Annotated in this window: 24 protein-coding genes and 1 pseudogene; 15 read left to right on the top strand and 10 right to left on the bottom strand. The window is 74.2% G+C overall.

Annotated elements, in window-relative coordinates; all coding sequences use genetic code 11:
* Window positions 1-241 precede the first annotated feature (241 nt).
* From GA0115242_RS27525 to GA0115242_RS27515, 3 genes are all read left to right on the top strand, one after another.
* Window positions 242-1,294: a PP2C family protein-serine/threonine phosphatase gene (locus tag GA0115242_RS27525; protein WP_370672323.1), complete on the top strand. Its 1,053-nt coding sequence runs from the start codon at window positions 242-244 to the stop codon at window positions 1,292-1,294.
* 340 nt (window positions 1,295-1,634) lie between these two features.
* A complete protein-coding gene (locus GA0115242_RS27520) occupies window positions 1,635-2,975 on the top strand; it encodes a transcriptional regulator (protein WP_093833112.1) in 1,341 nt (446 codons plus the stop codon).
* 120 nt (window positions 2,976-3,095) lie between these two features.
* Window positions 3,096-3,641 carry an NUDIX hydrolase gene (locus tag GA0115242_RS27515; protein WP_093833110.1) on the top strand — a complete coding sequence of 182 codons (546 nt, stop codon included), beginning with the start codon at window positions 3,096-3,098 and terminating at the stop codon, window positions 3,639-3,641.
* A 33-nt stretch (window positions 3,642-3,674) separates the two neighbouring features.
* Here the strand turns inward: GA0115242_RS27515 and GA0115242_RS27510 are convergent, their stop codons facing one another.
* Both GA0115242_RS27510 and GA0115242_RS27505 read right to left on the bottom strand, forming a co-directional pair.
* Window positions 3,675-3,932 carry a hypothetical protein gene (locus tag GA0115242_RS27510; RefSeq protein WP_093833108.1) on the bottom strand — a complete coding sequence of 86 codons (258 nt, stop codon included), beginning with the start codon at window positions 3,930-3,932 and terminating at the stop codon, window positions 3,675-3,677.
* Window positions 3,933-4,124: 192 nt separating this feature from the next.
* Entirely contained in the window at window positions 4,125-5,000 is an 876-nt protein-coding gene (locus GA0115242_RS27505) for a 3-hydroxybutyryl-CoA dehydrogenase (RefSeq protein WP_093833106.1), read from the bottom strand.
* A 168-nt stretch (window positions 5,001-5,168) separates the two neighbouring features.
* On the opposite strand from GA0115242_RS27505, the gene GA0115242_RS27500 reads away from it, so the two are divergent.
* Window positions 5,169-6,422, top strand: a complete 1,254-nt coding sequence (locus GA0115242_RS27500) for a glycoside hydrolase family 10 protein (RefSeq protein WP_093833104.1) — start codon at window positions 5,169-5,171, stop codon at window positions 6,420-6,422.
* 341 nt (window positions 6,423-6,763) lie between these two features.
* On the opposite strand, the gene GA0115242_RS27495 is transcribed toward GA0115242_RS27500, so the two are convergent.
* The gene (locus GA0115242_RS27495; RefSeq protein ID WP_093833102.1) at window positions 6,764-6,952 is read right to left on the bottom strand and encodes a DUF1918 domain-containing protein; all 189 of its coding nucleotides are present in this window, start codon (window positions 6,950-6,952) and stop codon (window positions 6,764-6,766) included.
* Window positions 6,953-7,012: 60 nt separating this feature from the next.
* The gene (locus GA0115242_RS27490; RefSeq protein WP_093833100.1) at window positions 7,013-7,930 is read right to left on the bottom strand and encodes a DMT family transporter; all 918 of its coding nucleotides are present in this window, start codon (window positions 7,928-7,930) and stop codon (window positions 7,013-7,015) included.
* Between GA0115242_RS27490 and GA0115242_RS27485 the strand changes: the two genes are divergently transcribed.
* The 3 genes from GA0115242_RS27485 to GA0115242_RS27475 all read left to right on the top strand — a co-directional run bounded on the left by GA0115242_RS27485 (window position 7,929) and on the right by GA0115242_RS27475 (window position 10,542).
* Window positions 7,929-9,410: an aminotransferase-like domain-containing protein gene (locus GA0115242_RS27485; protein ID WP_093833098.1), complete on the top strand. Its 1,482-nt coding sequence runs from the start codon at window positions 7,929-7,931 to the stop codon at window positions 9,408-9,410. The two genes, GA0115242_RS27490 and GA0115242_RS27485, sit on opposite strands and share 2 nt — an antisense overlap.
* Window positions 9,407-9,853, top strand: coding sequence for a GNAT family N-acetyltransferase (locus tag GA0115242_RS27480; protein ID WP_093833096.1), 447 nt, complete (start codon window positions 9,407-9,409; stop codon window positions 9,851-9,853). The genes GA0115242_RS27485 and GA0115242_RS27480 overlap by 4 nt, the downstream gene beginning before the upstream one ends.
* 95 nt (window positions 9,854-9,948) lie before the next feature.
* The gene (locus GA0115242_RS27475) at window positions 9,949-10,542 is read left to right on the top strand and encodes a histidine phosphatase family protein (RefSeq protein WP_093833094.1); all 594 of its coding nucleotides are present in this window, start codon (window positions 9,949-9,951) and stop codon (window positions 10,540-10,542) included.
* A 227-nt stretch (window positions 10,543-10,769) separates the two neighbouring features.
* On the opposite strand, the gene GA0115242_RS27470 is transcribed toward GA0115242_RS27475, so the two are convergent.
* On the bottom strand, window positions 10,770-11,213 hold the full coding sequence (locus GA0115242_RS27470; protein ID WP_093833092.1) for a DUF6314 family protein: 444 nt from the start codon (window positions 11,211-11,213) through the stop codon (window positions 10,770-10,772).
* Window positions 11,214-11,496: 283 nt separating this feature from the next.
* On the opposite strand from GA0115242_RS27470, the gene GA0115242_RS27465 reads away from it, so the two are divergent.
* The 8 genes from GA0115242_RS27465 to GA0115242_RS27430 all read left to right on the top strand — a co-directional run bounded on the left by GA0115242_RS27465 (window position 11,497) and on the right by GA0115242_RS27430 (window position 20,625).
* Entirely contained in the window at window positions 11,497-14,166 is a 2,670-nt protein-coding gene (locus GA0115242_RS27465; RefSeq protein ID WP_093833090.1) for a YfhO family protein, read from the top strand.
* Window positions 14,167-14,200: 34 nt separating this feature from the next.
* Window positions 14,201-15,160: a glycosyltransferase family 2 protein gene (locus GA0115242_RS27460; protein WP_093833138.1), complete on the top strand. Its 960-nt coding sequence runs from the start codon at window positions 14,201-14,203 to the stop codon at window positions 15,158-15,160.
* Window positions 15,160-15,522: a GtrA family protein gene (locus GA0115242_RS27455; RefSeq protein ID WP_093833088.1), complete on the top strand. Its 363-nt coding sequence runs from the start codon at window positions 15,160-15,162 to the stop codon at window positions 15,520-15,522. Before GA0115242_RS27460 ends, GA0115242_RS27455 begins: the two co-directional genes overlap by 1 nt.
* 180 nt (window positions 15,523-15,702) lie before the next feature.
* Window positions 15,703-16,731: an N-acetyl-gamma-glutamyl-phosphate reductase gene (argC, locus tag GA0115242_RS27450; RefSeq protein WP_093833086.1), complete on the top strand. Its 1,029-nt coding sequence runs from the start codon at window positions 15,703-15,705 to the stop codon at window positions 16,729-16,731.
* 88 nt (window positions 16,732-16,819) lie between these two features.
* Window positions 16,820-17,971 carry a bifunctional glutamate N-acetyltransferase/amino-acid acetyltransferase ArgJ gene (gene argJ / locus GA0115242_RS27445; protein WP_093833084.1) on the top strand — a complete coding sequence of 384 codons (1,152 nt, stop codon included), beginning with the start codon at window positions 16,820-16,822 and terminating at the stop codon, window positions 17,969-17,971.
* Window positions 17,968-18,873: an acetylglutamate kinase gene (argB, locus tag GA0115242_RS27440; protein WP_093833082.1), complete on the top strand. Its 906-nt coding sequence runs from the start codon at window positions 17,968-17,970 to the stop codon at window positions 18,871-18,873. Before argJ ends, argB begins: the two co-directional genes overlap by 4 nt.
* Window positions 18,870-20,066 carry an acetylornithine transaminase gene (locus GA0115242_RS27435; RefSeq protein ID WP_093833080.1) on the top strand — a complete coding sequence of 399 codons (1,197 nt, stop codon included), beginning with the start codon at window positions 18,870-18,872 and terminating at the stop codon, window positions 20,064-20,066. Before argB ends, GA0115242_RS27435 begins: the two co-directional genes overlap by 4 nt.
* A gap of 19 nt (window positions 20,067-20,085) precedes the next feature.
* A complete protein-coding gene (locus GA0115242_RS27430) occupies window positions 20,086-20,625 on the top strand; it encodes an arginine repressor (RefSeq protein ID WP_093833078.1) in 540 nt (179 codons plus the stop codon).
* A 149-nt stretch (window positions 20,626-20,774) separates the two neighbouring features.
* On the opposite strand, the gene GA0115242_RS27425 is transcribed toward GA0115242_RS27430, so the two are convergent.
* The 5 genes and pseudogenes from GA0115242_RS27425 to GA0115242_RS27405 form a co-directional block, all read right to left on the bottom strand.
* Entirely contained in the window at window positions 20,775-21,512 is a 738-nt protein-coding gene (locus GA0115242_RS27425; RefSeq protein ID WP_202555837.1) for an FAD:protein FMN transferase, read from the bottom strand.
* A gap of 55 nt (window positions 21,513-21,567) precedes the next feature.
* On the bottom strand, window positions 21,568-22,395 hold the full coding sequence (locus tag GA0115242_RS27420) for an FMN-binding protein (RefSeq protein WP_093833076.1): 828 nt from the start codon (window positions 22,393-22,395) through the stop codon (window positions 21,568-21,570).
* 28 nt (window positions 22,396-22,423) lie between these two features.
* Entirely contained in the window at window positions 22,424-23,806 is a 1,383-nt protein-coding gene (locus GA0115242_RS27415) for a ferredoxin reductase family protein (RefSeq protein WP_161353305.1), read from the bottom strand.
* Window positions 23,807-23,946: 140 nt separating this feature from the next.
* A complete protein-coding gene (locus GA0115242_RS27410; RefSeq protein ID WP_093833074.1) occupies window positions 23,947-24,645 on the bottom strand; it encodes a L,D-transpeptidase family protein in 699 nt (232 codons plus the stop codon).
* 192 nt (window positions 24,646-24,837) lie between these two features.
* A pseudogene (locus tag GA0115242_RS27405) lies at window positions 24,838-25,170 on the bottom strand (hypothetical protein); the annotation flags it as partial.

The raw sequence follows: 25,170 nt of genomic DNA, 5'->3' as shown, positions 1-25,170 counted from the left end.
CCGGGACCGTCGGGGGCCCGGGGAGGGGTGCGCCCTCCCCGGGACTCCCGGAAGCGGCGCGCGCCCGCCTGAACTGCCGTGATCCCGGGCCCCGGGACAGACAGGTCATGCGTGATCTCACTCGATCGGGTGGCTTCCCGGGATGATCTGGTCCTTCCGGGCCATGCCGTGGACAGAATCGGACCGGCCTTTCGGGGCCGGTCCGATTGTGCTGTCAGGGCCTACACGGGGGGTCATCGGCTTGGTCCGCATCAAGGCCGGAGTAAGCCGGGCGCGGTCGCTGGGACTGCCCACCGTGTGGGGCGCCATGGCCATCACCTACAAGCTGGTCTGCCCGCTCGCCCAGCAGAACGGCCTGGGCGCGCGCATCGTCACCAGCGCCGTCTTCTTCGCCGTGGGCACCGGACTCGTCGTGCACGTCCGGCAGGCGCTGCTGCGGGAGTTGCGGGAGGTGCGCCGGGTCGCCGGGGTCGCGCAGAACGCGCTGCTGCGCCCCCTGCCGCCCCGGCTCGACGGCCTGGACGTGGCCGCCGCCCAGCTCTCCGCCGAACCGGGCGCGGCCATCGGCGGCGACCTCTACGACGTCGTCGGCACCGAGCACGGGGTGCGGGTCGTCATGGGGGACGTGCGCGGGCACGGGCTCGGCGCCCTCGACACCGTCGCCGCCGTCCTCGGCAGTTTCCGCGAGGCCGCCCACGACGAGCCCGAACTCGGCCGTGTGATGCGCCGGTTGGAGCGCGCGCTGGCCCGGCGGCTGCGGGAGCGGACCCGCGCCGAGCATCCGGCCGGGGCGGCCCCCGAGGGCGCGGACGCCGAGGAGTTCGTCACCGTGCTGCTGCTGGAGATCCGCCGGGACGGCGCGGTGCGCCTGCTCAACTGCGGTCATCCGTCGCCCTATCTGCTGCGCGGCGGCACGGTCACGACCCTGGCCCGCGCCGAACCGCTGCCGCCGCTCGGCCTGTTCCCGCTCCCGCCCGACCCGGTGGTGGAGAGCTGCGGGCGGCTGCTGCCCGGCGAGACGCTGGTCCTGCACACCGACGGCGCCGAGGACGCCCGTGACGCCCGCGGGCGGTTCTTCGCGCTGCCCGACGTGCTGGCCGCCGCCGCGGACGAGCGGCCGCGTGCCCTTCTCGGGGCCGTCTTCACCGCGCTGCTGCGGCACACCGGGGGCTCGCCCGCCGACGACGTGGCCCTGCTGGCGCTGCGCAACGACCGCCGGCGGGCGCTGTCCACCGCGGCGCAGGAGCCCGCTCGCCCCGGCAGCCAGCGCCCGCAGCCCGCGTCGGGGACCTAGGCCGTGTCCGCGAGGTCCCGCCCGGCGCGCGGTGCCGGACCCGCCCTGGCGGAAGCCGAGACGGTGAGCCCATGGGAGAGGGGGAGCCCGGTCGCCGGCGGGCCGTCCGTCCCGCCGCGGAGTGTCGGGCAGGCGGTGGGACGGACGGCGCGCGATCAGACCGCCGCGCTGTTCGAGGGGGAGCAGGCGGCCCGGCCGGCCTCTTGCGAGGTGACCAAGTCAACCGGTCGGGAACTCTCCGCGACAGCGCGCACACCCTGCGGATCCGGGCACTCCGTTCACACCCCGTGTGAACCGGTCCGCACTACGCTGACCCCATCGATGGACCCGGGGGGCACCCATGCAGCCCAATTCCCTTCTCGACGCGATCCTGGACGAGGCGGGCGTCTCGCACGCGGGCCTCGCCGCCCACGTGAACCAGGCGGGCCGCGCCCGCGGACTCGCGCTCCGCTACGAACACACCGCCGTGGCCCGGTGGTTGAAGGGGCAGCGCCCGCGCGGCCAGGTCCCCGACCTGATCTGCGAGGTGCTCGCCGTCCGCCTGCACCGGCCGGTCACCCTGGACGACATCGGGCTCGGCGTGCCCGGTGAGCCGTCGGCGCCGCACGCCACCTCGCTCTCCGGGTTCGTCGAACGGGCCACCGCGCTCTGGCGCTCCGACGAGCAGCAGCGCCCGCACGTCCTGGGCGCCCCGGCCGTCACCGGCACGCCCGCCGTGATGCCGGTGTGGGAGTGGGAGAACCCGCCGGAGGACACCGACGTCTCGCGTGTCGGCCGGCACCGGGTCACCGCCGCCGACCTGGAGACGCTGCGGGCGGCCCGCGCCCACTACGAGCAGATGTACCGCAAGACCGGTGGCATCGCGACCCGCACCCGGATCGTCGGCTTCCTGAACGCGGAGGCCGCGCCGCTGCTGCGGGGCCGCTACGCCGACGCCACCGGACGCCAACTCCACCGCGCCACCGGCGGGTTGGTGGCCGTCGCGGGGATCTGCGCCTACGACTCCGACGCGCACGGCCTGGCCCAGCGCTACTTCCACCAGGCGCTGCGGCTCGCGAAGGCCAGCGGGGACCGGGGGTTGGGCGCGTACGTGATAGCGCTGCTCGTCAACCAGGCGCTGTTCATGCGGGAGTACCGCCAGGCGGTCGCGTTCGCGGAGGCCGCGCTGCGGGCCGCGGGCAAGCACATCACCCCGGCGCTCGCCTCCGACCTGTACGCGATGCAGGCCAAGGCGTACGCGCATCTGGGCGACGGCACCAGCGCCCTGTCCTGCATCCGGCGCGCCGAGGTCGCCGCGGAGCGCATCCGGCGCGGGTACGAGCCCGACGAGACCGGCTATGTCCAGCCGGGTCTGGTCAACGTCCAGGTGGCGGAGGCCCTGTTGAGCCTGGGGGAGCTGGCGGCGGCCGGGGAGCACGCGGCGGCGGCCGTGGACACCCCGGCGCACGACCGGGGCCGGGTGCACCGGCTGGCGATGCTCAGCACCATCGAGCTGCGCCAGGGGCACGCCGACAAGGCGGTGGCGACCGCGGTGCGGATGGCGGAGCAGGCCCGGGGCATGGAGTCGCAGCGGCTGCGCGACCGGCTGCGGGCGGTCCGCGAGCACCTGGTGCGCAGCGGTGGCACGGGCACCGCCGAGGCCGCCGAACTGATCGACGGGGCGCTGCGCGTGCCGCTGTAGCGGGCGCGGTCCCGGGGTCCACTGCGCCCGCGGCTGCGCCGGGCGCCGCTTCCCGTGCGCCTGCTGCGTTGTCGTTCCTGCTGCGATATTGCCACTTACTCGGCGGAAGGTGGCAGAACCGTGCAGTGGACGAAACAGAACGAACAAACTGTGTACTCAAACCGCTGGTTCAGGGTCAACCTGGCGGACGTCGAACTCCCCGACGGCCGCCATCTGGATCACTTCCTCATCCGGCTGCGGCCCGTCGCCGTGGCCACGGTGGTCAACCAGGCCAACGAGGTCCTCCTCCTGTGGCGCCACCGCTTCATCACCGACAGCTGGGGGTGGGAACTGGCGGCCGGGGTCGTGGAGGACGGCGAGGACATCGCGTACGCGGCGGCCAGGGAACTGGAGGAGGAGACCGGCTGGCGGCCGGGGCCTCTGCGCCACCTGATGAGCGTGGAGCCGTCCAACGGGCTCACCGACGCCCGGCACCACATCTACTGGGCCGACGAGGGCGAGTACATCGGGCACCCCGTGGACGACTTCGAGTCGGACCGCCGGGAGTGGGTCCCGCTCAAGCTCGTCCCCGACATGGTCGTCCGCGGCGAGGTCCCGGCCGCCAACATGGCGGCGGCACTGTTGCTCCTGCACCATCTCAGGCTCGGACAGGACACCGTGTCCTGACCCCCCGCGGCCGTCCCACCGGGTCCTGGTGCCTCAGCGGCCCAGGACCTGCCAGACCGTCACGACGAGCGCGCCCAACGACGTCAGCGCCGCGACCGCGGGCAGCGGCCAGCGGGCGTGCTCCAGTGCGCTGATCCGGGCCGTCAGATCGTCGACCTCCTTGCCGGTCTCCTCCGTACGGTGGTTGAGCAACGCCAGTCCGCCCTCGACGCGCGCGTACGCGACATCGAGGCGGCGCCGTAACTCTGCGAGTTCTCCATGGACCACGGGATGCTCGGGTTCGGCGGTCACGGGTCCACTCCTTTCCGTAGTCGTCACACATCCCTTGCACGCGCATGATGAGTCAACTCGCCTGGTGGGCGCGTGGGGAGCGTGTGCGTAGGGCATATGCGTGCCCGGCGCGCACACGGCGTGTGAATACGGCGGGCCCGGCACCTGATCCAGGTGCCGGGCCCGTTCGTCACACAGGGTGGCCGAAAACGGTCACCCGTAGCTGTAGAAGCCCGAGTTGGTCTTCCGGCCCAGCCGTCCCGCGTCCACCATCCGCTGGAGCAGCGGGGGAGCGGCGTACAGCGGCTCCTTGTACTCGTCGTACATCGAGTTGGCGATCGACACGATGGTGTCCAGGCCGATCAGGTCGGCGAGCCTGAGCGGGCCCATCGGGTGGGCGCAGCCCAGCTCCATGCCGTTGTCGATGTCGTCGCGCCCGGCGATGCCCGACTCGAACATCCGGATCGCGGAGAGCAGGTACGGCACGAGCAGCGCGTTGACGACGAACCCGGAGCGGTCCTGGGCGCGGATCGCGTGCTTGCCGAGCAGCTTCTCGGCGAAGAGCTGGGCGCGGCCGATGGTGCCCTCGGAGGTGGTCAGCGCCGGGATCAGCTCGACGAGCTTCTGCACCGGAGCCGGGTTGAAGAAGTGGATGCCGATGACCTGGTCGGGGCGCGAGGTGGCGACCGCGAGCTTCACCAGCGGGATCGACGAGGTGTTGGAGGCGAGGATCGCGTCCGGGCGGGTCACCACCTGGTCCAGGACCTGGAAGATCTCCGTCTTCACCTGCTCGTTCTCGACGACCGCCTCGATCACCAGGTCCCGGTCGGCGAACTCGCCGAGGTCGGTGGTGAAGCTGAGCCTGGCCAGGGTGTCGTCCCGCTCGGCTTCGCTGATCTTGCCGCGTTCGGCGGCCCTGGTCAGCGAGTTCAGCAGCCGGGTGCGGCCGATCTCCAGGGCCTCCCCGGTCGTCTCGGCGACCCGCACATGCAGACCTGACCGGGCGCACACCTCGGCGATGCCCGCTCCCATCTGGCCGCAGCCGACCACGCCGACGCGCCCGATGTCTCCCGACGGGATGTCCGTCACATCGTCCCTTTCGCTGATTCCACGGGTGCGGCAGGCGCCGCTCGCGCGGCGCCTGCTCCGATCGTGCACGTTACTCCCAAGTATCGATGATCGACCGCAGGGGTCGGGCATGCTGGCCCGGAGGCGGTCCGTGACGGGCGGTGCCGCACGGTTCCTGGGGGTGCGCAGATGGGACGAGTGACACGCCGGGCCTTCACCGCGGCCGCGCTGTCGACGCTCGTGTTCACGCCGGACGCGACGGCGGGCGACGCGCGCGGGCACGGGCCGGGGCGCGGCCCGGGGCGCGGGCGGGCCACCGCCGAGATGCGCGGGATGTGGGTGGCGACCGTGGCCAACCGGGACTGGCCCTCACGTCCGGGTCTCACCGCAGGGCAGCAGCGCGCGGAGCTGCTCGCGCTGCTCGACACGGCGGTCCGCGACCGGCTCAACACCGTGATCTTCCAGGTGCGTCCGACGGCCGACGCGCTCTGGCCCTCGCCCTACGAGCCGTGGTCGCAGTACCTCACCGGGCGGCAGGGCGAGGACCCGGGCTGGGACCCGCTGGGGACGGCGGTGGCCGAGGCGCACGCGCGCGGTCTCGAACTGCACGCCTGGTTCAACCCGTACCGGATCGCCAACCACACCGACCCGGGCCGGCTGGTCGCCTCGCACCCCGCGCGCCGCCACCCCGACTGGGTGGTCCCCTACGGCGGGAAGCTCTACTACAACCCGGGGCTGCCCGAGGTGCGGGCGTTCGTCCAGGACGCGATGACGGACGCGGTGCGCAGGTACCCGGTCGACGCGGTCCACTTCGACGACTACTTCTACCCGTACCCGGTGGCCGGACAGACCTTCGACGACGACGCGGCCTACGACCGCCACGGCGCGGGCTTCCCGAACCGGGCGGCCTGGCGCCGGGACAACATCGACCGCCTGGTGCGCGAGACGGCGACCAGGGTGGCGCGGATCCGGCCGGGCACCGCGTTCGGCGTCAGCCCGTTCGCGGTGTGGCGCAACGCGGCCACCGACCCGCGCGGTTCGGACACCTCGGCGGGCGTCCAGACCTACGACGACCTCGCGGCGGACACCAGGACCTGGGTCGAGAAGGGCTGGATCGACTACGTCGTCCCGCAGATCTACTGGAACATCGGCTTCCAGGCCGCGGACTACGCGAAGCTGCTGGAGTGGTGGGCCGGGGTGGCGCGGGGCTCGAAGACCCGCCTCTACATCGGCGAGGCGCTCTACAAGGCGGGCGACCCGGCCCAGCCCGCCGCCTGGCAGGACCCGGCGGAGCTGTCCCGGCACCTCACGCTGGCGAAGAAGTACCCGCAGGCGCGCGGGCACGTCTTCTTCGCCGCCAAGGACGTGGCGGCGGACCCGTCGGGCGCGATGGCCCGGCTGGTCGCCGACCACTACCGACGATCGGTGCGGGCGCCTGACTGACCTCCCGGCGGGCGGGGCGCGCGCCCGGCTGACCCACCCGTGGCCGGTGCGCGGGCCCGGGTGACCCACCGGTTGACTCACCAGTGGCCGGTGCGCCCACCCGACCTCGCGGCCGCCGGTGCGTGTGCCCGGCTGACCCACCCGTGGCCGGTGCGCGGGTCCGGTCGGCTCAACGGCGGTCGGCGCGCGTGCGGTTGAGCCGGGGCGTCACCGCCGGTGGCGGGTCTCCATACCGGTCTTCGTGCCGGTCTCCGGGGGTCATGGCTGCGGGAGGCGGGTCTCCGTGCCGCTCCCCGGGGGCATGGCTGCGGTTGGCGGGTCTTCGTGCCGGTCCCGGGGGGTCATCGCTGCGGGTGGCGGATCTCCGTGTCGGGGCCCGGCGAGCAGACGTGCTCGCGGCCGTCCTCGAAGCGGACCCGGTACGGCGGGTCGCCCCGCGGGCCCAGGACCTCGACGATCTCGCCCACCCGGTCCGGCTGCCCGACCACCCTGCCGTGCTGGACGAGCCGGTCGCCCACGATCGCGTGCATCTCGGCGCCTCCTCACGTGTGCGGGAGCACTCTCGAGTCTACGGCGGCCGGGCGCGCGGGTCAGGTCCTGGAGCGCTGGGTGACCGCGATGCAGACCAGGACGGCGACGGCGGTCAGCGGCGCCGCCACCGTCAGGTGCTCGCCGAGCAGCAGCACCGACCAGACCAACGTCAGCAGCGGCTGCGCCAGTTGGAGCTGGCTGGCCCGCGGGATGCCGATCGCGGCCATGCCCCGGTACCAGACGACCAGGCCGAGGAACTGCGAGACGGCCGCCACCCACACCAGCCCCAGCACGCTGTGCGCGGTCAGCCGCACCGGCTCGTGCGCCAGGGCGACGGCGGCCGCGGGCACCGCCAGCGGCAGGCACAGCACCAGCGCCCAGCCGATGACCTGCCAGCCCGGCATCACCCGGGCCAGCCGCCCGCCCTCGGTGTACCCGGCCGCGCACACCAGCAGCGCCCCGAAGAGATAGAGGTCGGCGCCGGTCAGCGCTCCGCCGCTCTGCTGCACGGTGAAGGCGATCACCGCGGCGGCGCCCGCGACCGCAGCCGCCCAGAAGGCGCGCGAGGGCCTGGCGCCCGTCCGCAGCGCGGAGAAGACCGCGGTGGTCAGCGGCAGCAGCCCCACCACGACGGCCGCGTGCGCGGTGGTCGAGGTCCGCAGGGCGAGCGTGGTGAGCAGCGGGAAGCCGACGACGACCCCGAGGGCGACCACCACGAGACCGGGCCGGTGCTCGCGCGCCGGGAGCCGCACGCGCAGCGCCAGCAGACAGCCGCCCGCGATCACCGCGGCCAGCACGGAGCGCAGCGCGACCAGCGCCCAGGGGCCGAAGCCCTCCAGGCCCCAGGCGGTGGCGGGGAAGGTGAGGGAGAAGGCGACGACGCCCAGGGCGGCCTGGGCGGTGCCCGCGGCGGCCGGCGGGACCGGGCTGTTCACCGCTATCGCAGTCGGCGCGGTAGCGCTACTCTGGGTTCTCATGTACGAGAGTAGCAGTGTGGGAGAACTGGCCAGCAAGCTGCGGCAGGAGCTGGACCGCTACTCACCCGGTGAGAAGCTGCCGTCGAGCCGTGCCCTGATCGAGCGGTTCCGGGTCAGCCCGGTCACCGTCTCCCGCGCCCTCGCCCAGCTCGCCGCCGAGGGCCTGGTGACCACCCGTCCGGGCGCCGGTGCCTACCGCGCCGAGCCGCCCGCCGCCGCCCGGGTCACCGGCGACACCTCCTGGCAGGAGGTCGCCCTCAGCGCGGACGGCGCCGCCGACCTCGTCCCGCGCACCGTCGACGCCTCCGGGGTGCTGGCGACGCTGGCCGCGCCGCCCCCGGGCGTCGTCGAGTTCAACGGCGGCTATCTGCACCCCTCGCTCCAGCCCGAGCAGGCGATGGCGGCGGCCCTGGCACGGGCCGGGCGCAGGCCGGGCGCCTGGGGGCGGCCGCCGATCGAGGGGCTGCCCGAGCTGCGGGAGTGGTTCGCGCGGGACATCGGCGGCGCGGTCACCGCCGCCGAGGTGCTGGTCACCGCGGGCGGCCAGTCCGCGCTCACCACCGCGCTGCGCGCCCTCGCCCCGCCCGGCGCCCCGGTCCTCGTCGAGTCGCCCACCTACCCCGGCCTGCTGGCCATCGCGCGCTCCGCCGGACTGCGCCCGGTGCCGGTCCCGGTCGACGCCCACGGCGTCCGCCCCGCGCTGCTCGCCGACGCCTTCCGCGCCACCGGCGCCCGGGTCCTGGTCAGCCAGCCCCTCTTCCAGAACCCGACCGGCGCCGTCCTCGCCCCGGAGCGCCGCCCCGAGGTGCTGCGGATCGCCCGCGCGGCCGGGGCCTTCGTCATCGAGGACGACGTCGTGCGGCGCCTGGTCCACGAGGACGCCGGGCCGCTGCCGAGCCCGCTGGCCGCCGACGACCCGGACGGCGTCGTCGTCCACGTCGGCTCCCTCACCAAGGCCACCTCCGCCAGCTTCCGGGTGTGCGCGCTCACCGCGCGCGGCCCGGTCCTGGAGCGGCTGCGCGCCATCCAGGTCGTCGACACCTTCTTCGTCCCCCGGCCGCTCCAGGAGGCCGCGCTCGAACTCGTCGGCTCACCCGCCTGGCCCCGCCATCTGCGGTCCGTCGCGGCCGAGTTGAAGAACCGCCGGGACACCATGACGGCCGCCCTGCGGCTGCACCTGCCCGAACTCGCCCTGCCCCACGTCCCGTCCGGCGGCTACCACCTGTGGCTGCGGCTGCCCGACGGCACCGACGAGACGGCGCTCGCCTCGGCGGCGCTGCGCGCTGGCGTCGCCGTCACCCCGGGCCGCCCCTACTTCAGCGCCGAACCCCCGGCCCCGCACATCCGGTTGAGCTTCGCCGCGGTCGCGGGCCCGGCGGAGATCACCGAGGGCGTACGGCGGCTGCGGGCCGCCTGGGCCGAGACGCGCGGCGAAAACCGGTCGACGTCCCAGGGCCCGGATGCGAACCTCCCGGCATGAACGACACCCCGGCCCTCCCCGACGGCTACCTGCTCTCCACCGACCGCGACCGCGTCGACGCCGCCCGCGTCCACCACTGGCTCTCCACCGACGCCTACTGGGCGCTCGGCCGCCCCCGCGAGAAGCAGGACCTGGCGATCGCGTCCTCCCTCAACTTCGGCGTGTACGAGGAGGGTTCGGGGCAGCAGATGGCCTACGCGCGGGTCGTCACCGACTTCGCGGTCTTCGCCTGGCTCGGCGACGTCTACGTGGACCGCTCCGTCCGCGGCAAGGGCATCGGCGGCGCCCTGGTGGCCGCGGTGCGCGAACACCTGCGCCCCTACGGGCCCCGGCGGGTGCTGCTCGCCACCCAGGACGCCCACGAGGTGTACGAGAAGGCCGGGTTCACCCCGCTCGCCCACCCCGAGCGGTGGATGGCGCTGCTGTTCCAGCCGGAGGACTGAGCGCTCCGGGGGCGCGCGGTGAGGTGCCGGGCACCCTCGGTCACCCCCCGGCGGTCCCCCTTGACCCGCCCACCCTCCCGGCACACCATCGCCGCATGCCTCTTCGGGTCACGTTCGTCGCCGCGGCGCGCAGTTCCACCCTGCACGCGGAGCGCTTCGAGGACGACCTCCCGCTGGACCAGGCCGGCTGGAACGGCGTCCTGGACGCGTCCCCGGCGCTGCTGCCGCTCGCCGCGGCCGAACTGCGCTACTGCGCGCCCACCCCGCGCAGCCGCGCCACCGGCGACGCCCTCGGCTACGCGCCCCTGGTCCAACTCGCCCTGCGCGACTGCGACATGGGGCGCTGGCGGGGGATGACCCTGGGGGAGGCGATGGCCCGCGAGCCGTCGGCGGTCGACGCCTGGCTCGCCGACCCGCGCGGCGCCCCGCACGGCGGGGAGTCGCTGCTGGCGTTCATCCACCGGGTCGGCGAGTGGCTCGACACCCGCCCGGTCGGCGACGGCGGCCAGATCGTCGCGGTCGCCGAGCCCGCGGTGATCCGCGCCGCCCTGGTGTACGCCCTGAAGGTGCCGCCGTCGACGTACTGGAGCCTCGACGTGCGCCCGCTGTCGGCGGTCGCGCTCGTCGGCCGCGACGGACGCTGGCACCTGCGCTTCGAGACGGCACGGACGAGGCATTCGCGGATCTAGGGTCCGCGGTCCCAGGGACCACCGGGACGGTTCCGGCCACGGATCCGAGGACCGGCGGGCAGGTTCCGCTCGCGGATCTGCGGAGTCGAGGACCGCCGGGCTGGTTCCGTTCGCGGATCTGCGGAGTCGGGGACCGCCGGGCTGGTTCCGTTCGCGGATCTGCGGATCTGCGGACCGCCCGGACGGTGCCGTTCCCGTTCCCGTCCCGCTCCCGGCCGACCCGGGGGTCACTCCTCGCGGGTGTAGTCCGTGGTCAGCAGCAGGTCCTTGGCGGGGCCGCCCACCCGCCACACCGTGCGCCAGTGGTCCGCGTCCGCCGCGGTGAACTCGCCCCGGTAGAGATCCGCCGCGCACGGATGGTCGGTGACATGACGGCCGGTGCGCAGATCCAGGTCGTGGAAGGGGCGTCCGTCGGCGAAGCGCACGTCGGCGGTGCCCGGTCCGGCGCCGGGCAGGAACCGCAGGGTCCGTTCGGCGGGCCTGGCCGTGCCGAGCCAGGTGAACGTGCCCCGCTCCTCGTGCAGCAGCCCACCGCCCGGCAGGTCCCCGAAGACGGTCACGCCCTCGAAGCGGCCGTCGGTCCCCGCGGTGAGGTCCCGGACCTCACGCCGGACCCGCCAGCTCCCGCGCAGATACGCCACCACGTCGGCCACCGGCCACACCTCACCCATGGCCAGAGCCTACGTCCCCCGGCCGGTGCGCCCGCCACCCTCCCGGCCGCACCGATCGCCTTCCCGGGCCTCCGCGGGCGTTCTTCGCCCGCGTCTCCGCGAGCCGCTCTTCACCATCGGACAACGCGCGCGGAATTCCCCGTTGGCCGGTTGTTCACCCGCTCTTTCCATTGAGAGCGAAACCCCTGATCTGCGTATTGATGATTACCTGCGGAAGGGCAACCCTCTGGAAATTCGGTCCGTCTAACTCCGCGAATCGCTGAACCTCGGGGAGTAATCAGGAATGGACCGCCCGACCCTGCGCAGAGCCGTATCGCGCGGCAGTTCCCGGCCCCGCCGGGACGCGGCGCTCCTCGCCTGGCTGCTCACCGCCGTGCTGTTCTGCGCCGCCGACACCGTCGCCCGCGGCTACCCCTTCGGGCCGCGCACCCGCGCCGTCAACGACCTCGGCAACCAGTACGTGCCCTTCCACGCCCACCTCTGGGACCTCCTGCACGGCCGCGCCGACGGCGGCCTCCTCGTCAACTGGCAGTCCGGCTACGGCTCCAGCTTCCTGCCCGACCTCGGCACCTATCTGTCCAGCCCGTTCGCGCTCCTCGTCGCCGTCTTCCCGCGCGCGGAGATCGACCTCGCCGTGTACGTGATCACCGTCCTCAAGACCGCCTGCGCGGGCGCGGCCATGGCCTGGCTGCTGCTCGCCCTGCGGCCCGGACGCCGGTGGGCCGCAGGGCTGCTCGGCACCTCCTACGCCCTCTGCGGCTGGAGCGTCGCGGTCGCCTCCTGCAACCCGATGTGGCTCGACGGACTCCTCGCGCTGCCCCTGTTCTGCCTGGTCGGCGAGTGGGCGCTGACCGGGCGGCGCCCGCTGCTCGGCGTGCTGGTCGTGGCCGAGGGCTGGATCGCCAACTTCTACACCGCCTACATGGCCACCCTCGCCGCCGGACTCGTCCTGCTGCTGCGCCTCGCCCTCGCCGACCTCGACCGCGCGCGCCGGGTGCGGGCCGCCGCGCGCGCCGCCGTCACCGCCGCCCTCGGCATCGGACTCGCCGCGCCCCTGGTCGCCGTCGTCTGGTCCGGCACCCGGCACGCCTACCCCGGCAGGGCCGTCGACTTCACCCCCGTCCCCGCCCGCGACCTGCTCGCCAGGCTGCTGCCGACGACGTATACCTTCGCGAGCCCCGCCGTCTGGGTCGGCACCACCGCCCTGCTGCTCGCCTTCGCGCTGCCCTTCGACCGCCGTGTCCCGCGCCGGGTCAGGGCCGGGTGGACGGTCCTGGTCGCCGCCGTCGCGCTCTCCTTCCAGTGGGGCCCCACCCATCTGCTCTGGCACGCCTTCGCCACCCCGCAGGGCAGCGCCTACCGGCAGGCGTTCGTGCTCTGCGGGCTCCTCGTCATGGCCGCGTGGACGTCCTTCGCCCACGGGCCGCCGGAGCCGCGCGCGCTGGCCGCGGCGGGCGCGCTGCTGGGCCTGACCGTCGCGGTGGCGAGCCGCAGCGCCGTCGTCCACCCGGTGACCTGGCTGATCCTGCCGCTCGCCGTGGCCGGGGCGCTCGGCGGCCTGCTCCTGCTCGCCCGCGACGCCCGGCACCCCGACGCCCGTCCGGCTCGGCACCCCGGCGCCCGTCCCGCCCGGTACCCCGGTGGCCCGCGCCGTGCGCTGCTCGCCCCGCTCGCCGTCCTGCTCCTGTTCGGCGGGCAGTTCGGCGAGACGGTGGCCACCTCCGCCGTCGCCTCCCGGCTGCGGCTCGGGCACATGGACGACTACGCGCCCTGGGGCGCCCGGCAGCGGGCCCAGGCCGCCGCCGTCGCGAGCGCGGACGACTGGCCCGCCCACCGCACGGAACCGGGCCGCGAACAGACCGTGGGCAACGACCCGTTGACCGTGGGCGGCCAGGGAGCCCAGTACTACAGCAGCCTCACCTCCGACGTCCTCAGCCGCACCCTCACCGCCCTCGGCGGCGGCTGGACCTCCCGGGGCCGCAGCGTCCAGAGCCTCGACAACGACGTCACCGACGCGCTGTTCTCCGTCGGCGCCCGTGTGCACTCCCCGCCCGACCCGCACCAGACCCGGCTCGCCCGGCTGGGCGGCGCCCCGACCGTCACCCGGGCCGAGGTCCCGCCCCTCGTCACCGTCCGCCCGCCCGGCACCGACGTCTCGTCCGGCTTCGGCCCGTCCCCCTACCGCAACCAGGAACTGCTGCTCGGCGCGCGCGTCTACACCGTGCCCCGCCTCACCGTGCGGGCCGCCGACGGGGCGCCCGCGGGCCGGTACGTCGGCGTGCCCGAGGAGGGCACCGCGAGCGGCGTCACGGTCACCGCCCGCTGCCGACCCGGCCGGAAGGTCCACCTGTGGGCCCCGCACTACTCAGGAACCGCCCGCCTGGGCACCGGCCCCGAGGCCCGGTTCAGCGCCGACGAACGGGGTACGAAGATCGCCGCGATGGAGCCGCTCGGCACCGTGCCCGCCTCGGGCCGCGTCCGGATCGTGCTCACCCCCGACCTGCGCGGCCGCGTCCCCGACGGCGCCGTCGGCTGCCTGGACACCGCCCGCCTGCGCACCGCCGTCCAGCGGCTGCGGGCCACCGGCGCCACCCGGGTCCGCGTCGCGGGCGCCACCGTCGAGGCCCGGCTGCCTGCGGGCAGCACCGGGACCGCTGTCGTCGCCGCCCCGCGCCTCGCGGGCTGGCGGTGCGCGGCCGGGGCCGGGCCGCTCGAACCGGCCCGGCGGTTCCACGGCCTGATCGCCGTCCCGCTCGACGGCTCCGCCACCACCGTCCGCTGCGCCTTCCGCCCGCCCGGCCTGCGCCTGGGCACCGCCGTCGGCGCCACCGCGCTCCTCGCCCTGCTGCTGACCCGCGCGTGTGCCGCCCTGCGCGGCCGTCGCGCGGCCCGCCCGCACCGCCCGACCCGTCCGTCTGCCACCGCCGCCCCGCCCGAGCGCGTGGGCGCCTGACCGGCGCTCCGCGAACCCGCCCCTGGGGGAAACCATGCTCCTCTCGATCGTCGCACCCTGCTTCAACGAGGAAGACGTCCTCGACCGCTTCCACGAGCGCCTCCAGCGGCTCGCGGAGGACCTCCTCCCGCTCGGCCACGACCTGGAGTTCGTCTACGTCGACGACGGCAGCCGCGACCGCACCCTCACCGTCCTGGAGCGCCTCGCCGCGCTCGACGCCCGCGTCCGGTACGTCTCCTTCAGCCGCAACTTCGGCAAGGAGGCCGCCCTGCTCGCCGGTCTGCGCACCGCCTCGGGGGACTGCGTCGTCGTCATGGACGCGGACCTCCAGCACCCGCCGGACCTGGTGAAACGCATGATCGAGCTGCGTGCGCAGGGATACGACCAGGTGATAGCCCGGCGCACCAGGACCGGCGACGGCCTGGCCCGCACCCTCGCCGCCCGCCTCTACTACCGCCTGGTCAACCGGCTCACCGACGTCGAACTCGTCGACGGCGTGGGCGACTTCAGGATGATGTCCCGGCGGGTGGTGGACGCGGTGCTTGGCCTCGCCGAGTACAACCGCTTCTCCAAGGGCCTGTTCGCCTGGGTCGGCTTCCCCGCGACCACCTTCACCTACGAGAACGCGGCCCGGGAGGCCGGGCGCTCCTCGTGGACCTTCCGCGGGCTGCTCGACTACGGCCTGGACGGCGTGCTCTCCTTCAACAACCGGCCGCTGCGCGCCGCCCTCTACCTCGGCATGGGCCTGCTGCTGTGCGCGGGCCTGTACACGGGGTGGATCGTGGTCGCCGCCCTCGTCCACGGCGTCCAGACCCCCGGGTACGTCACGATCGTCACCGCCCTCACCGGGCTCGCCGGGGTGCAGATGGTCATGCTGGGGGTGATCGGGGAGTACACCGGGCGCATCTACTACGAGGTGAAGGGACGTCCGCACTTCCTGGTGAAGGCCAGCAACGTGCACCCCGCCGACCGGGCGAAGGACCTCATTCCCTGATGCCCCGGCAGATGCTCGTCTTCGCCCTGATAGGCGTTCTGAACACGGCCACCTACTACGGTCCCTACCTGCTGTTCCTGACGCGTTTCCCGTATCTCGTCGCCCATGTTCTCGCGACCCTCCTGAGCATGACGGGTTCCTTTTTCCTGAATGCGCGTTTCACTTACCGGACGCGTCCCACCTGGCGGAAATTCGCGCTGTTCCCGCTCTCCAACGCGGCGAATTTCGTGGTCACGACGGCGGGCGTGTGGCTCCTGGTCGACGTCGCGCACCTCGGCAGCGCCTGTGCCCCGCTCCTCGCCTCCGTGGCGGCGATCCCGGTGACCTTCCTCGTCTCCCGCCGGATCATGGTCCCGGTGTGAGCCCGCCCGGGTCGGCGACGGTCCGGTCCGTTCCGCCGGGGCCCGCGCGCGTCGAGGGGCGCCGGGCGGGGGAGTCTGGTGGAGGGGGCCGGCCGTGGCGGTGACGTCGGGCGCTCCCCGGCGAAAGATTGCATAAACGTGCAGCTGTACGTATAGTCATGCCATCCAGAGGAGGACGACATGACGGTACGTGCGGCGGTCGCCGGGGCGAGCGGGTACGCGGGAGGCGAACTCCTGCGGCTGCTCCTCGCCCACCCCGAGGTCGAGATCGGGGCCCTGACCGGCAACTCCAACGCCGGGCAGCGGCTCGGCGCGCTCCAGCCCCACCTGCTGCCGCTGGCCGGGCGGGTGCTGGCCGAGACGACCCCCGAGGTCCTCGCCGGACACGACGTCGTCTTCCTCGCGCTGCCGCACGGCCAGTCCGCCGCCGTCGCCGAGCAGCTCGGACCCGATGTCCTCGTCGTCGACATGGGCGCCGACTTCCGGCTGCGCGACGCCGCCGACTGGGAACGCTTCTACGGCTCCCCGCACGCCGGGACCTGGCCCTACGGCCTGCCCGAACTGCCCGGCGCCCGCACCGCGCTGGCCGGGTCCAGGCGCATCGCGGTGCCCGGCTGCTACCCGACCGCCGCCACCCTCGCGCTCTTCCCCGCGTACGCCGCCGGTCTCGCCGGGACGGAGGCCGTGATCGTCGCCGCGTCCGGCACCTCGGGCGCGGGCAAGGCGCCCAAGCCGCACCTGCTGGGCAGCGAGGTCATGGGCTCCATGTCGCCCTACGGCGTCGGCGGCGGCCACCGGCACACCCCCGAGATGATCCAGAACCTCGGCGCGGTCGCGGGCGAGCCCGTCACCGTCTCCTTCACGCCGACCCTCGCGCCGATGCCCCGCGGCATCCTTGCCACGTGCAGCGCCAAGGCCCGCCCCGGCACCACCGCCGAGTCGCTGCGCGCCGCCTACGAGAAGGCGTACGCCGACGAACCGTTCGTGCACCTGCTGCCCGAGGGCCAGTGGCCCGCCACGGCGTCCGTCCACGGTTCCAACGCCGTTCAGGTGCAGGTCGCCCTGGACGGGGCGGCGGGCCGCATCATCGCGATCAGCGCCATCGACAACCTGACCAAGGGCACCGCGGGCGGTGCCGTGCAGAGCATGAACCTGGCCCTGGGACTCGACGAGTCGACCGGGCTCTCCACCATCGGGCTCGCCCCGTGAGCGACGCGCGCGCGGCCACCCGGCCGCGCCCGACCACGATGGCCCCACCGCCGCGCCGCGCGGGCGCGGGAGCGAACGAGGAGACGCAGTGAGCGTGACGGCAGCCAAGGGCTTCCGGGCGGCGGGCATCGCCGCCGGGATCAAGCAGAACGGCAACCCGGACCTGGCCCTCGTGGTCAACGACGGTCCGCGCCGCGCCGCCGCGGGCGTCTTCACCTCCAACCGGGTGAAAGCCGCGCCCGTCCTCTGGTCCGAGCAGGTGCTCGCCGGTGGCCAGGTCTCCGCGGTCGTCCTCAACTCCGGTGGCGCCAACGCCTGCACGGGTCCGAAGGGCTTCCAGGACACCCACGCCACCGCAGAGCGGACCGCCGGGGCCCTCGGGCGCGGCGCGATCGAGGTCGCCGTCTGCTCGACCGGCCTGATCGGCGTCCTGCTGCCGATGGACAAGCTGCTCCCGGGCGTCGACGCGGCCGCCGGGCAGCTCTCCGAGCACGGCGGGGAGAAGGCGGCCATCGCCATCAAGACCACCGACACCGTCCACAAGACGTCCGTGGTCACCCGCGACGGCTGGACCGTGGGCGGCATGGCGAAGGGCGCGGGCATGCTCGCCCCCGGCCTCGCCACCATGCTCGTCGTCCTCACCACCGACGCCGCCGTGGACGCCGAACCGCTGGACCGCGCGCTGCGGGCGGCCACCCGGGTCACCTTCGACCGCGTCGACTCCGACGGCTGCATGTCCACCAACGACACCGTGCTGCTGCTCGCCTCCGGCTCCTCCGGCGTCACCCCGGACGAGGCCGAGTTCGCCGAGGCCGTGCGCGCCGTCTGCGACGACCTCGGACAGCAGCTCATCCGGGACGCCGAGGGCGCGAGCAAGGACATCAAGGTCGAGATCCGGGGCGCCGCCACCGAGGACGACGCCGTCGAGGTGGGCCGCTCCGTCGCCCGCAACAACCTCCTCAAGTGCGCCATCCACGGCGAGGACCCCAACTGGGGCCGGGTGCTGTCCGCGATCGGCACCACCCGGGCCGCCTTCGAGCCCGATCGGCTCAACGTCGCCATCAACGGCGTCTGGGTCTGCAAGAACGGCGGCGTCGGCGAGGACCGGGAGAAGGTCGACATGCGCTACCGCGAGGTGCACATCGTCGCCGACCTCGCGGCCGGCACCGAGACCGCCACCATCTGGACCAACGACCTCACCGCCGACTACGTCCACGAGAACAGCGCCTACTCCTCATGAGCACCCGTAAGCACACCGCGCTGCCGAAGGCGCAGATCCTCATCGAGGCGCTGCCCTGGCTGACCCGGCACAACGGCCGCGTCGTCGTCGTCAAGTTCGGCGGGAACGCCATGGTGGACGAGGAGTTGAAGGCCGCCTTCGCGCAGGACGTGGTCTTCCTGCGGCAGGCCGGGCTCAAGCCCGTCGTCGTGCACGGCGGCGGACCGCAGATCAGCTCCGCCCTCGACCGGCACGGCATCGTCAGCGAGTTCAAGGCGGGGCTGCGCGTCACCACCGACGAGGCGATGGACGTCGTCCGGATGGTCCTCGCGGGCCAGGTGCAGCGCGAACTGGTCGGCCTGCTCAACCAGCACGGTCCGCTGGCCGTCGGGCTGACTGGCGAGGACGCGCACACCATCAGCGCCGTCAGGCACCGGCCCCTGATCGAGGGCGAGCCGGTGGACATCGGACGGGTCGGCGAGATCACCGCGATCGACACGGGCGCGATCGAGGCCCTGCTCGCCGACGGCCGCATCCCCGTCATCTCCTCCATCGCCCGTGGTCAGGACGACGGACATGTCTACAACGTCAATGCTGATACGGCGGCTGCGGCACTCGCTGCGGCACTGGGCGCCGAGACCCTCATGGTCCTCACCGACGTCGAGGGCCTCTACGAGGACTGGCCGCACTCCGACGAGGTGATCAGCAGGCTCACCGCGTCCCAACTGGAGCGGCTGCTGCCGGAGTTGTCGTCCGGCATGGTGCCGAAGATGGAGGGCTGCCTGCACGCCGTGCGCAACGGCGTCACCACCGCCCGGGTCATCGACGGCCGGGTCCAGCACTCGATCCTGCTGGAGATCTTCACCGACGAGGGCATCGGCACCATGGTCGTGCCCGACGAGCAGCAGGGGGAAGCGGAATGACCGGCACGGGGAGCAACGCGGAGCTGACCCAGCGGTGGCAGGGCTCGCTCATGGACAACTACGGCACCCCGCGGCTGCCGCTGGTGCGCGGCGAGGGCGCACGGCTCTGGGACGCCGACGGCACCGAGTACCTCGACTTCGTCGGCGGCATCGCGGTCAACGCGCTCGGCCACGCCCACCCCGCGATCGTCGAGGCCGTCACCCGGCAGATCGCCTCCCTCGGCCACGTCTCCAACCTCTTCATCGCCGAACCGCCCGTGGCCCTCGCCGAACGGCTCCTGGAACTCTTCGGCCGGGACGGCAGGGTCTACTTCTGCAACTCGGGCGGCGAGGCCAACGAGGGCGCCTTCAAGATCGGCCGGCTGACCGGCCGCACCCACATGGTCGCCATCCACGGCGGCTTCCACGGCCGCACCATGGGCGCCCTCGCGCTCACCGGCCAGCCCGCCAAGCAGCAGCCGTTCCTGCCGCTGCCCGGTGACGTCACCCACGTCCCGTACGGCGACGCGCAGGCGCTCGCCGCCGCCGTGACCGAGGAGACCGCGCTCGTCGTCATCGAGCCGATCCAGGGCGAGAACGGCGTCGTCGTCCCGCCGCCCGGCTACCTCAAGGCGGCCCGCGCGATCACCGCCGCGACCGGGTCCCTGCTCGTCCTGGACGAGGTGCAGACCGGTGTCGGACGCACCGGGCACTGGTTCGAGTACCAGGCCCACGAGGGCGTCCTGCCCGACGTCGTCACCCTCGCCAAGGGCCTCGGCGGCGGACTGCCGCTGGGCGCGACCGTCGCCTTCGGCCGCGCGGCCGACCTGCTCAGGCCCGGCCAGCACGGCACCACGTTCGGCGGCAACCCGGTCGCCTGCGCCGCCGGACTCGCCGTCCTCGACACCATCGAGAACGAGGGACTGCTGGAGAACGTCAAGCGGCAGAGCGGCGCCCTGCGGGACGGCATCGAGGGCCTCGGCCACCCGAAGGTCGCGCATGTCCGGGGCGCGGGCCTGCTGCTGGGTATCGTGCTCACCGAGCCCCACGCGCCCCAGGTGCAGCAGGCGGCTCAGGAGGCCGGATTCCTGGTGAACGCCCCCGCCCCCGACGTCGTCCGGCTGATGCCCCCGCTGAACCTCGGCGACGACGCGGTGGCCGCGTTCCTCCGGGCGCTGCCCGGCATCCTCGACAGCGCGGACGCGGACGTATGAGCCGGGGAATGGGACGACGATGAGCCAGCCGCAGGACGACCCGCAGCACGCGGGGTCCGCCGTACCGCAGACCCGCACCGCGCGGCACCGGCGGATCGTGGACATCCTGAACCGCCAACCGGTGCGCTCGCAGAGCCAGTTGGCGAAGCTGCTGGCCGACGACGGACTGAGCGTCACACAGGCCACGCTCTCCCGCGACCTCGACGAGCTGAACGCGGTCAAGATCCGCAACACCGACGGCGACCTCATCTACGCGGTGCCGAGCGAGGGCGGGTTCCGCACCCCGCGGGCGCCGCTGGGGGAGTCGGCCAAGGAAGAGCGGATGCGGCGGCTGTCGCAGGAACTGCTCATCTCCGCCGAGGCGTCCGCGAACCTGGTCGTGCTGCGCACCCCGCCCGGGGCCGCGCAGTTCCTCGCCTCCGCCATCGACCAGGCCGAACTCCACGACATCCTCGGGACGATCGCCGGGGACGACACCCTGATGCTGATCAGCCGCGAGGCCACCGGGGGACAGGCCCTCGCCGAACACATGCTGCGGCTGGCCCAGAACGGCCACTGAGGACACGGCGGCGGGCGGGGAGAGGGCGCCCGCGTCCGCCGCGCACGCGAGCGGAGGGCACGCCGTGTCCCTCTCCGTCCGCCGCTGACGCGTGTGCCGCATGATCCACACGACAGGCCCCGGCTCCGGGCGGCGGGCCCGGCCCGGGGTCAGCCCAGCCGGGACGCCAGGCCGTCCGTGCAGCGGACCTCGTCGCCCGCCGTGATCAGCAGCGCCTCCACGTCCGGCAGCGACTCCAGCCACCGCAGGCCCGCCCTCGACCCCATCGCGAAGGCCGCCGTCGCCCAGCAGTCCGCCCAGGTCAGACTGGGCGCCACCACCGTCACCGCGACCAGGTCGGTGACCGCCGAGCGGCCGGTGCGCGGGTCCACGATGTGGTCGCCGCGTTCCGCCGTACCGGACGTGGCCACCGCCAGATGGTCCGCGCCGGCCGCCGAGATCACCGCCGCGAGACCGCCGGGACGCAGCGGGTCCGCGACACCGACCCGCCACGGGCGGTGCGCCCCCGGCACGCCGAGCACCTGGACGTCCCCGCCGCCGTTGACGTTCACGCCGGTCGCGCCCGCCGCCCGCAGCAGCCGCGCCGCCCGCTCGGCCGCCCAGCCCTTGACGATGCCGGTGGGATCGAGGGCGCCCCGGTAGGACGTGCTGAACCAGCCGTCGCTCTCCCGCTCCGCCCGCGCGCCCAGCTCCAGCACCTCGGCGACCTCGGGGTCGCACTCCTGGACCGTCAGCTCACCGCGGGCCAGCCGGGACACCTGGCTGTCGTCGCGGTAGGTGCTGAACAGCCCGTCCGCCCGGTGCAGTGCGGCGACAGCCGCCTCCAGCGCCGCGCGCACCGCACCGGGCTCCCCGCCCCGGACGTCGAAGGAGAACACGGTCCCCATGACCTCCTCCGCGTGCCGTACCGCGGCGGGTGTCTCTGCCGGTCCGGCCACCGTCTCAACCACCGGCCTGGTCCAGGGCCGACTGGAGGGACTGCTTGTAGCCGGTGCTGGTGTAGGTGGCGCCGGAGACGGAGTCGATGTCGGCGCTGCTCCTGGCGACGGCGGCCTGGTTCAGCTTGGGCACGGCGAGTTCGGTCTTCTGGGTGCTGGTGCCGCCGCTGGGCGCCTGCACCGCCTCCGCCTTGGTGATCTTCCCGCCGCTGACCGTGATCCTGACCTGCACGGGCCCGTACTGGGTCTGGGCCGCGGCCCCGGTCAGCGTCCTGACCTGCGCGGCCCCCGCGCCCGGCGAGGCGCCCGCGCCCGGCGAGGTGCCCGCGCCCGGCGAGGTGCCCGCGCCCGCCTCCTGCGAGGCGCCCGCCGCCTGCGCCGCCTTCACCTTGTCCAGGGCCGACTGGAGGGACTGCTTGTAGCCGGTGCTGGTGTAGGTGGCGCCGGAGACCGAGTCGATGTCGGCGCTGCTCCTGGCGACGGCGGCCTGGTTCAGTCTGGGCACGGCGAGTTCGGTCTTCTGGGTGCTGGTGCCGCCGCTGGGCGCCTGCACCGCCTCCGCCTTGGTGATCTTCCCGCCGCTGACGGTCAGCCGGACCTGCACGGCCCCGTACTGCGTCTGGGCCGCGTCCCCGGTGACCGTGGTCTGTCCGGCCGCGGCGGCTCCGCCCTGCGGCGACTCCTGGGCCGCCGAGGTCTGCTGCGGAACCGCGCCCGCCGCCTCGGCGCCGCCCGGATCGGACGACGGCTTCAGCGACAGCAGCAGCACCACGGCGGAGACGGTGGCGGCGGTGGCCAGCACGACACGCCGGACGGGGTGAGACTTCCTCATCGGTTTCGCGCTCCTGGGATCCCGTCGCTCACATCTCGAACGACTCGTGATGGATGCGGCGGGCGGGCACACCCGCACCGCGCAGTGCTTCGTAGACGGACTGCGCGAACCCGGCGGGCCCGCACATGAACACGTCGTGCTGCTCGATGTCCGGCAGCTTCTGCCGCAGCCGGTCGGCGGAGATGTCCGGACGCTCGCCGTCCGGACTGTTGACGGCGTACATCAGCCGGGCGCCGCGGTCCTCGGCGATCGCCGCCAGCTCGTCCCACAGGGCCAGGTCCTGGGTGGTGTTGGCCCGGTAGAGGAGCGTGATGTCGCCCGCAGCGCCGGGCAGCGTCTCGAACAGCGCCCGCATCGGCGTGATGCCGACACCGCCCGCCACCAGCAGCACTTTGCCCCGGCTGCGCCGCTGCGCGGTCAGCGCGCCGTACGGGCCCTCGGCCCACACCCGGGTGCCGGGCGTCAGCTCCCGCAGCCGCGCGCTGTGGTCGCCGATCGCCTTCACGGTGATCCGCAGCATCCCGGGCCTGGGCGCCGCCGACAGCGAGTACGGGTGGGAGCTGAACCGCATGCCGGGCGCGAGGAACCGCCAGCGGAAGAACTGGCCCGCCTGGGCGCCCATCCGGTGCAGTTTCCGCCCGCCGATGAGCACCGACACGATGCCGGGCGTCTCCTCGATGACGGCCTCGACCCGCATCCGGTGCCGCAGGTTCAGCCGGATCGGCGTCAGGATGCGGTACCAGAGGACCAGCGCGGTGACCACGCCGTACAGCCCGTACCAGAAGGTCTTGGCGACCGGTTCGACGGCGAAGTCGTTGCCGGTGCTGATCTGGTGCCAGAACGTCAGGAACACGGCCGCGTAGGTGAGCAGGTGCACGTGGTACCAGGCGTCGTAGGGCAGCCGCCTGCGGATGCCGCCGACCGAGATCAGCGCGATCAGGAACAGCAGCCCGGTGCCGATGGCCGCCTTGCCCATGTCGGGAAGCTGGTTGACGCTGTCGACGGTCTGGCGCACGACGTCGGAGACCGTCCGGCCGCCCTGGAGCGCGTACCCCCACATGGTGAGGAAGACGTGCGCGACCACCAGGCTCACCGTGTAGCGGCCGGACATCGCGTGCCAGCGCGCCACCCGGTCGGAGCCCACCCGGCGCTCCAGCGCGGGCACCCGGGCCATCTGGAGCACGACCAGTGCCATCAGGTATCCGGCCAGCAGCCCGGTGATCCGGCCCGCGTTGAGGATCCTGCTGGTGTCGTCGGCTATCGACGGGGTGTTGTTCCACCACAGCCCCAGCACGGCGGCCGCGCCCGCCCAGACGACGAGCAGCAGGACGGTCGCCGGGGAGCGGCGCGGGCGGATGCGGCGCATCGTCTGGCGGCGGGCGGCCCGGCCGCCTGCGAGCGTGGTGGTCACGATTCCTCCGGGAACGGGCGCAAGGGGGTCGGCGTGGTCCCTCGGCCCTGGAATACGTGCCGCGGCGCGGGTGCGTTCAGCCGCGCGCCGAGTCTGTGCGGACGGCGCGGGAGGCCCGCGGGGCGCCGCCCGCGGCCCGTTCAGTACCGGGTGATCGCGGTGGGGCCGCCGGTGGTGCCGATGGCGATGTGCGGCGCCCGCGCGGGGTCGGCCCACTGGAGCACCCGGCGCATCGCGTCCGCCGGGACCGACACGCAACCGGCCGTCGCCGCACGCCCGTTGACGTGCAGGAAGATCCCGGCGCCGCGGCCACGGACGGGCCGGTCGTAGTTGAAGCCGACGACGAGCGCGTGGGCGTACTGGGTGGGGAACGCGGCGAGCTGCTCGGACTCGGCGGCCCGGCAGTCGGCGGGGCGCGGGTCGGTCCAGCGGTTGTAGGAGCGCGAGGCGTTGTCCTCGCACCACCAGGATTCGGGGCCGACGGGACGGTAGGCGAAGCGGGTGCCCGCAGGCGGCGCCTCGACCCCGAAGGCGAACGGCAGGTCGTACAGGCCGGTCGGGGTGGTGTCGGTGCCCTGCTTCCGCGCGGTGCCCTCGACCAGCCCGTTGGCCCCGAAGCGGGCCGGTGCCGAGCCCGTCCTGGTCCAGTGCCCGTCGCGCAGGTCCCACCAGTCGAGGGTGCCGGCGGTGGCGTCGGTGCTGTCCGCCACGGCGGTGATCAGCTGGCTGCCGCCCCCGGTGTCGGCCAGCCGCTCGGGGAGTTCGGGTCCGGCGCCGGGCAGGGCGCCGAGGGCGAGGAGGGACGCGGACGCGAGAGCGAGGGCGACGACGGGGCGCATGGCTACGACGGTAGGGGCGGCGGACGCCCGCGGCAGCGCGAATGGGCCGTCCAGGCGGACGGCCGGGGGTCAGGGGGCGCGGACCCGCACGTCCTGACCCCGCCCGCGCGCGAGCGCGCCTCGGGGCGTGCGCGGGCCCCGCCGTGGCCGCCCCGGCCGGCGTGGAGCGGGGCGGCCACAGCGCCTGTCACGTCACGGGGTGAGCGTGCAGGCGGCCAGGGAGTCGAGCCCGGTCGGCTTGGCGGCCGTGCGCCCGATGGAGAGGGCGATGCGGTCGATGGTCGAGGCGCGCTTGTCCTTCAGCGGGCCGAGGATCGCGTTGTCGACGAAGTTGGGTCCGCCCTGTCCGACGGTGTCCACGAGGCGCTTGTTGGCCTCGTCGATCTGGGTCTGGAGCAGGGTGAGGTTGCGGTCCACCTCGGCCTGCGCGGTGGCCGGGACGGCGGGCAGTCGCGAGGCGACGTCCGGGCAGCTGATGGTGCCCGCGCCGGTGTTCCCGGCGCCGGTGTCGCCCGCGCCCGTCCC

The sequence above is a fragment of the Streptomyces sp. SolWspMP-5a-2 genome (assembly GCF_900091845.1).
GTDB lineage: Bacteria > Actinomycetota > Actinomycetes > Streptomycetales > Streptomycetaceae > Streptomyces > Streptomyces doudnae.
The sequence above is the reverse complement of the archived record's forward strand: the minus strand, read 5'-3'. Positions and strand labels throughout refer to the sequence as shown.

Excerpts from the sequence above, each read along its gene's own strand:
- argC (WP_093833086.1), top strand. The coding sequence starts at position 15,703 with ATGACGGTACGTGCGGCGGTCGCCGGGGCGAGCGGGTACGCGGGAGGC.
- GA0115242_RS27455 (WP_093833088.1), top strand. The coding sequence starts at position 15,160 with ATGCCCCGGCAGATGCTCGTCTTCGCCCTGATAGGCGTTCTGAACACG.
- GA0115242_RS27520 (WP_093833112.1), top strand. The coding sequence starts at position 1,635 with ATGCAGCCCAATTCCCTTCTCGACGCGATCCTGGACGAGGCGGGCGTC.
- GA0115242_RS27460 (WP_093833138.1), top strand. The coding sequence starts at position 14,201 with ATGCTCCTCTCGATCGTCGCACCCTGCTTCAACGAGGAAGACGTCCTC.
- GA0115242_RS27425 (WP_202555837.1), bottom strand. The coding sequence starts at position 21,512 with ATGGGGACCGTGTTCTCCTTCGACGTCCGGGGCGGGGAGCCCGGTGCG.
- GA0115242_RS27420 (WP_093833076.1), bottom strand. The coding sequence starts at position 22,395 with ATGAGGAAGTCTCACCCCGTCCGGCGTGTCGTGCTGGCCACCGCCGCC.
- GA0115242_RS27500 (WP_093833104.1), top strand. The coding sequence starts at position 5,169 with ATGGGACGAGTGACACGCCGGGCCTTCACCGCGGCCGCGCTGTCGACG.
- GA0115242_RS27435 (WP_093833080.1), top strand. The coding sequence starts at position 18,870 with ATGACCGGCACGGGGAGCAACGCGGAGCTGACCCAGCGGTGGCAGGGC.
- GA0115242_RS27480 (WP_093833096.1), top strand. The coding sequence starts at position 9,407 with ATGAACGACACCCCGGCCCTCCCCGACGGCTACCTGCTCTCCACCGAC.
- GA0115242_RS27410 (WP_093833074.1), bottom strand. The coding sequence starts at position 24,645 with ATGCGCCCCGTCGTCGCCCTCGCTCTCGCGTCCGCGTCCCTCCTCGCC.
- argB (WP_093833082.1), top strand. The coding sequence starts at position 17,968 with ATGAGCACCCGTAAGCACACCGCGCTGCCGAAGGCGCAGATCCTCATC.
- GA0115242_RS27485 (WP_093833098.1), top strand. The coding sequence starts at position 7,929 with ATGTACGAGAGTAGCAGTGTGGGAGAACTGGCCAGCAAGCTGCGGCAG.
- GA0115242_RS27495 (WP_093833102.1), bottom strand. The coding sequence starts at position 6,952 with ATGCACGCGATCGTGGGCGACCGGCTCGTCCAGCACGGCAGGGTGGTC.
- GA0115242_RS27465 (WP_093833090.1), top strand. The coding sequence starts at position 11,497 with ATGGACCGCCCGACCCTGCGCAGAGCCGTATCGCGCGGCAGTTCCCGG.
- GA0115242_RS27470 (WP_093833092.1), bottom strand. The coding sequence starts at position 11,213 with ATGGGTGAGGTGTGGCCGGTGGCCGACGTGGTGGCGTATCTGCGCGGG.
- GA0115242_RS27475 (WP_093833094.1), top strand. The coding sequence starts at position 9,949 with ATGCCTCTTCGGGTCACGTTCGTCGCCGCGGCGCGCAGTTCCACCCTG.
- GA0115242_RS27490 (WP_093833100.1), bottom strand. The coding sequence starts at position 7,930 with ATGAGAACCCAGAGTAGCGCTACCGCGCCGACTGCGATAGCGGTGAAC.
- GA0115242_RS27430 (WP_093833078.1), top strand. The coding sequence starts at position 20,086 with ATGAGCCAGCCGCAGGACGACCCGCAGCACGCGGGGTCCGCCGTACCG.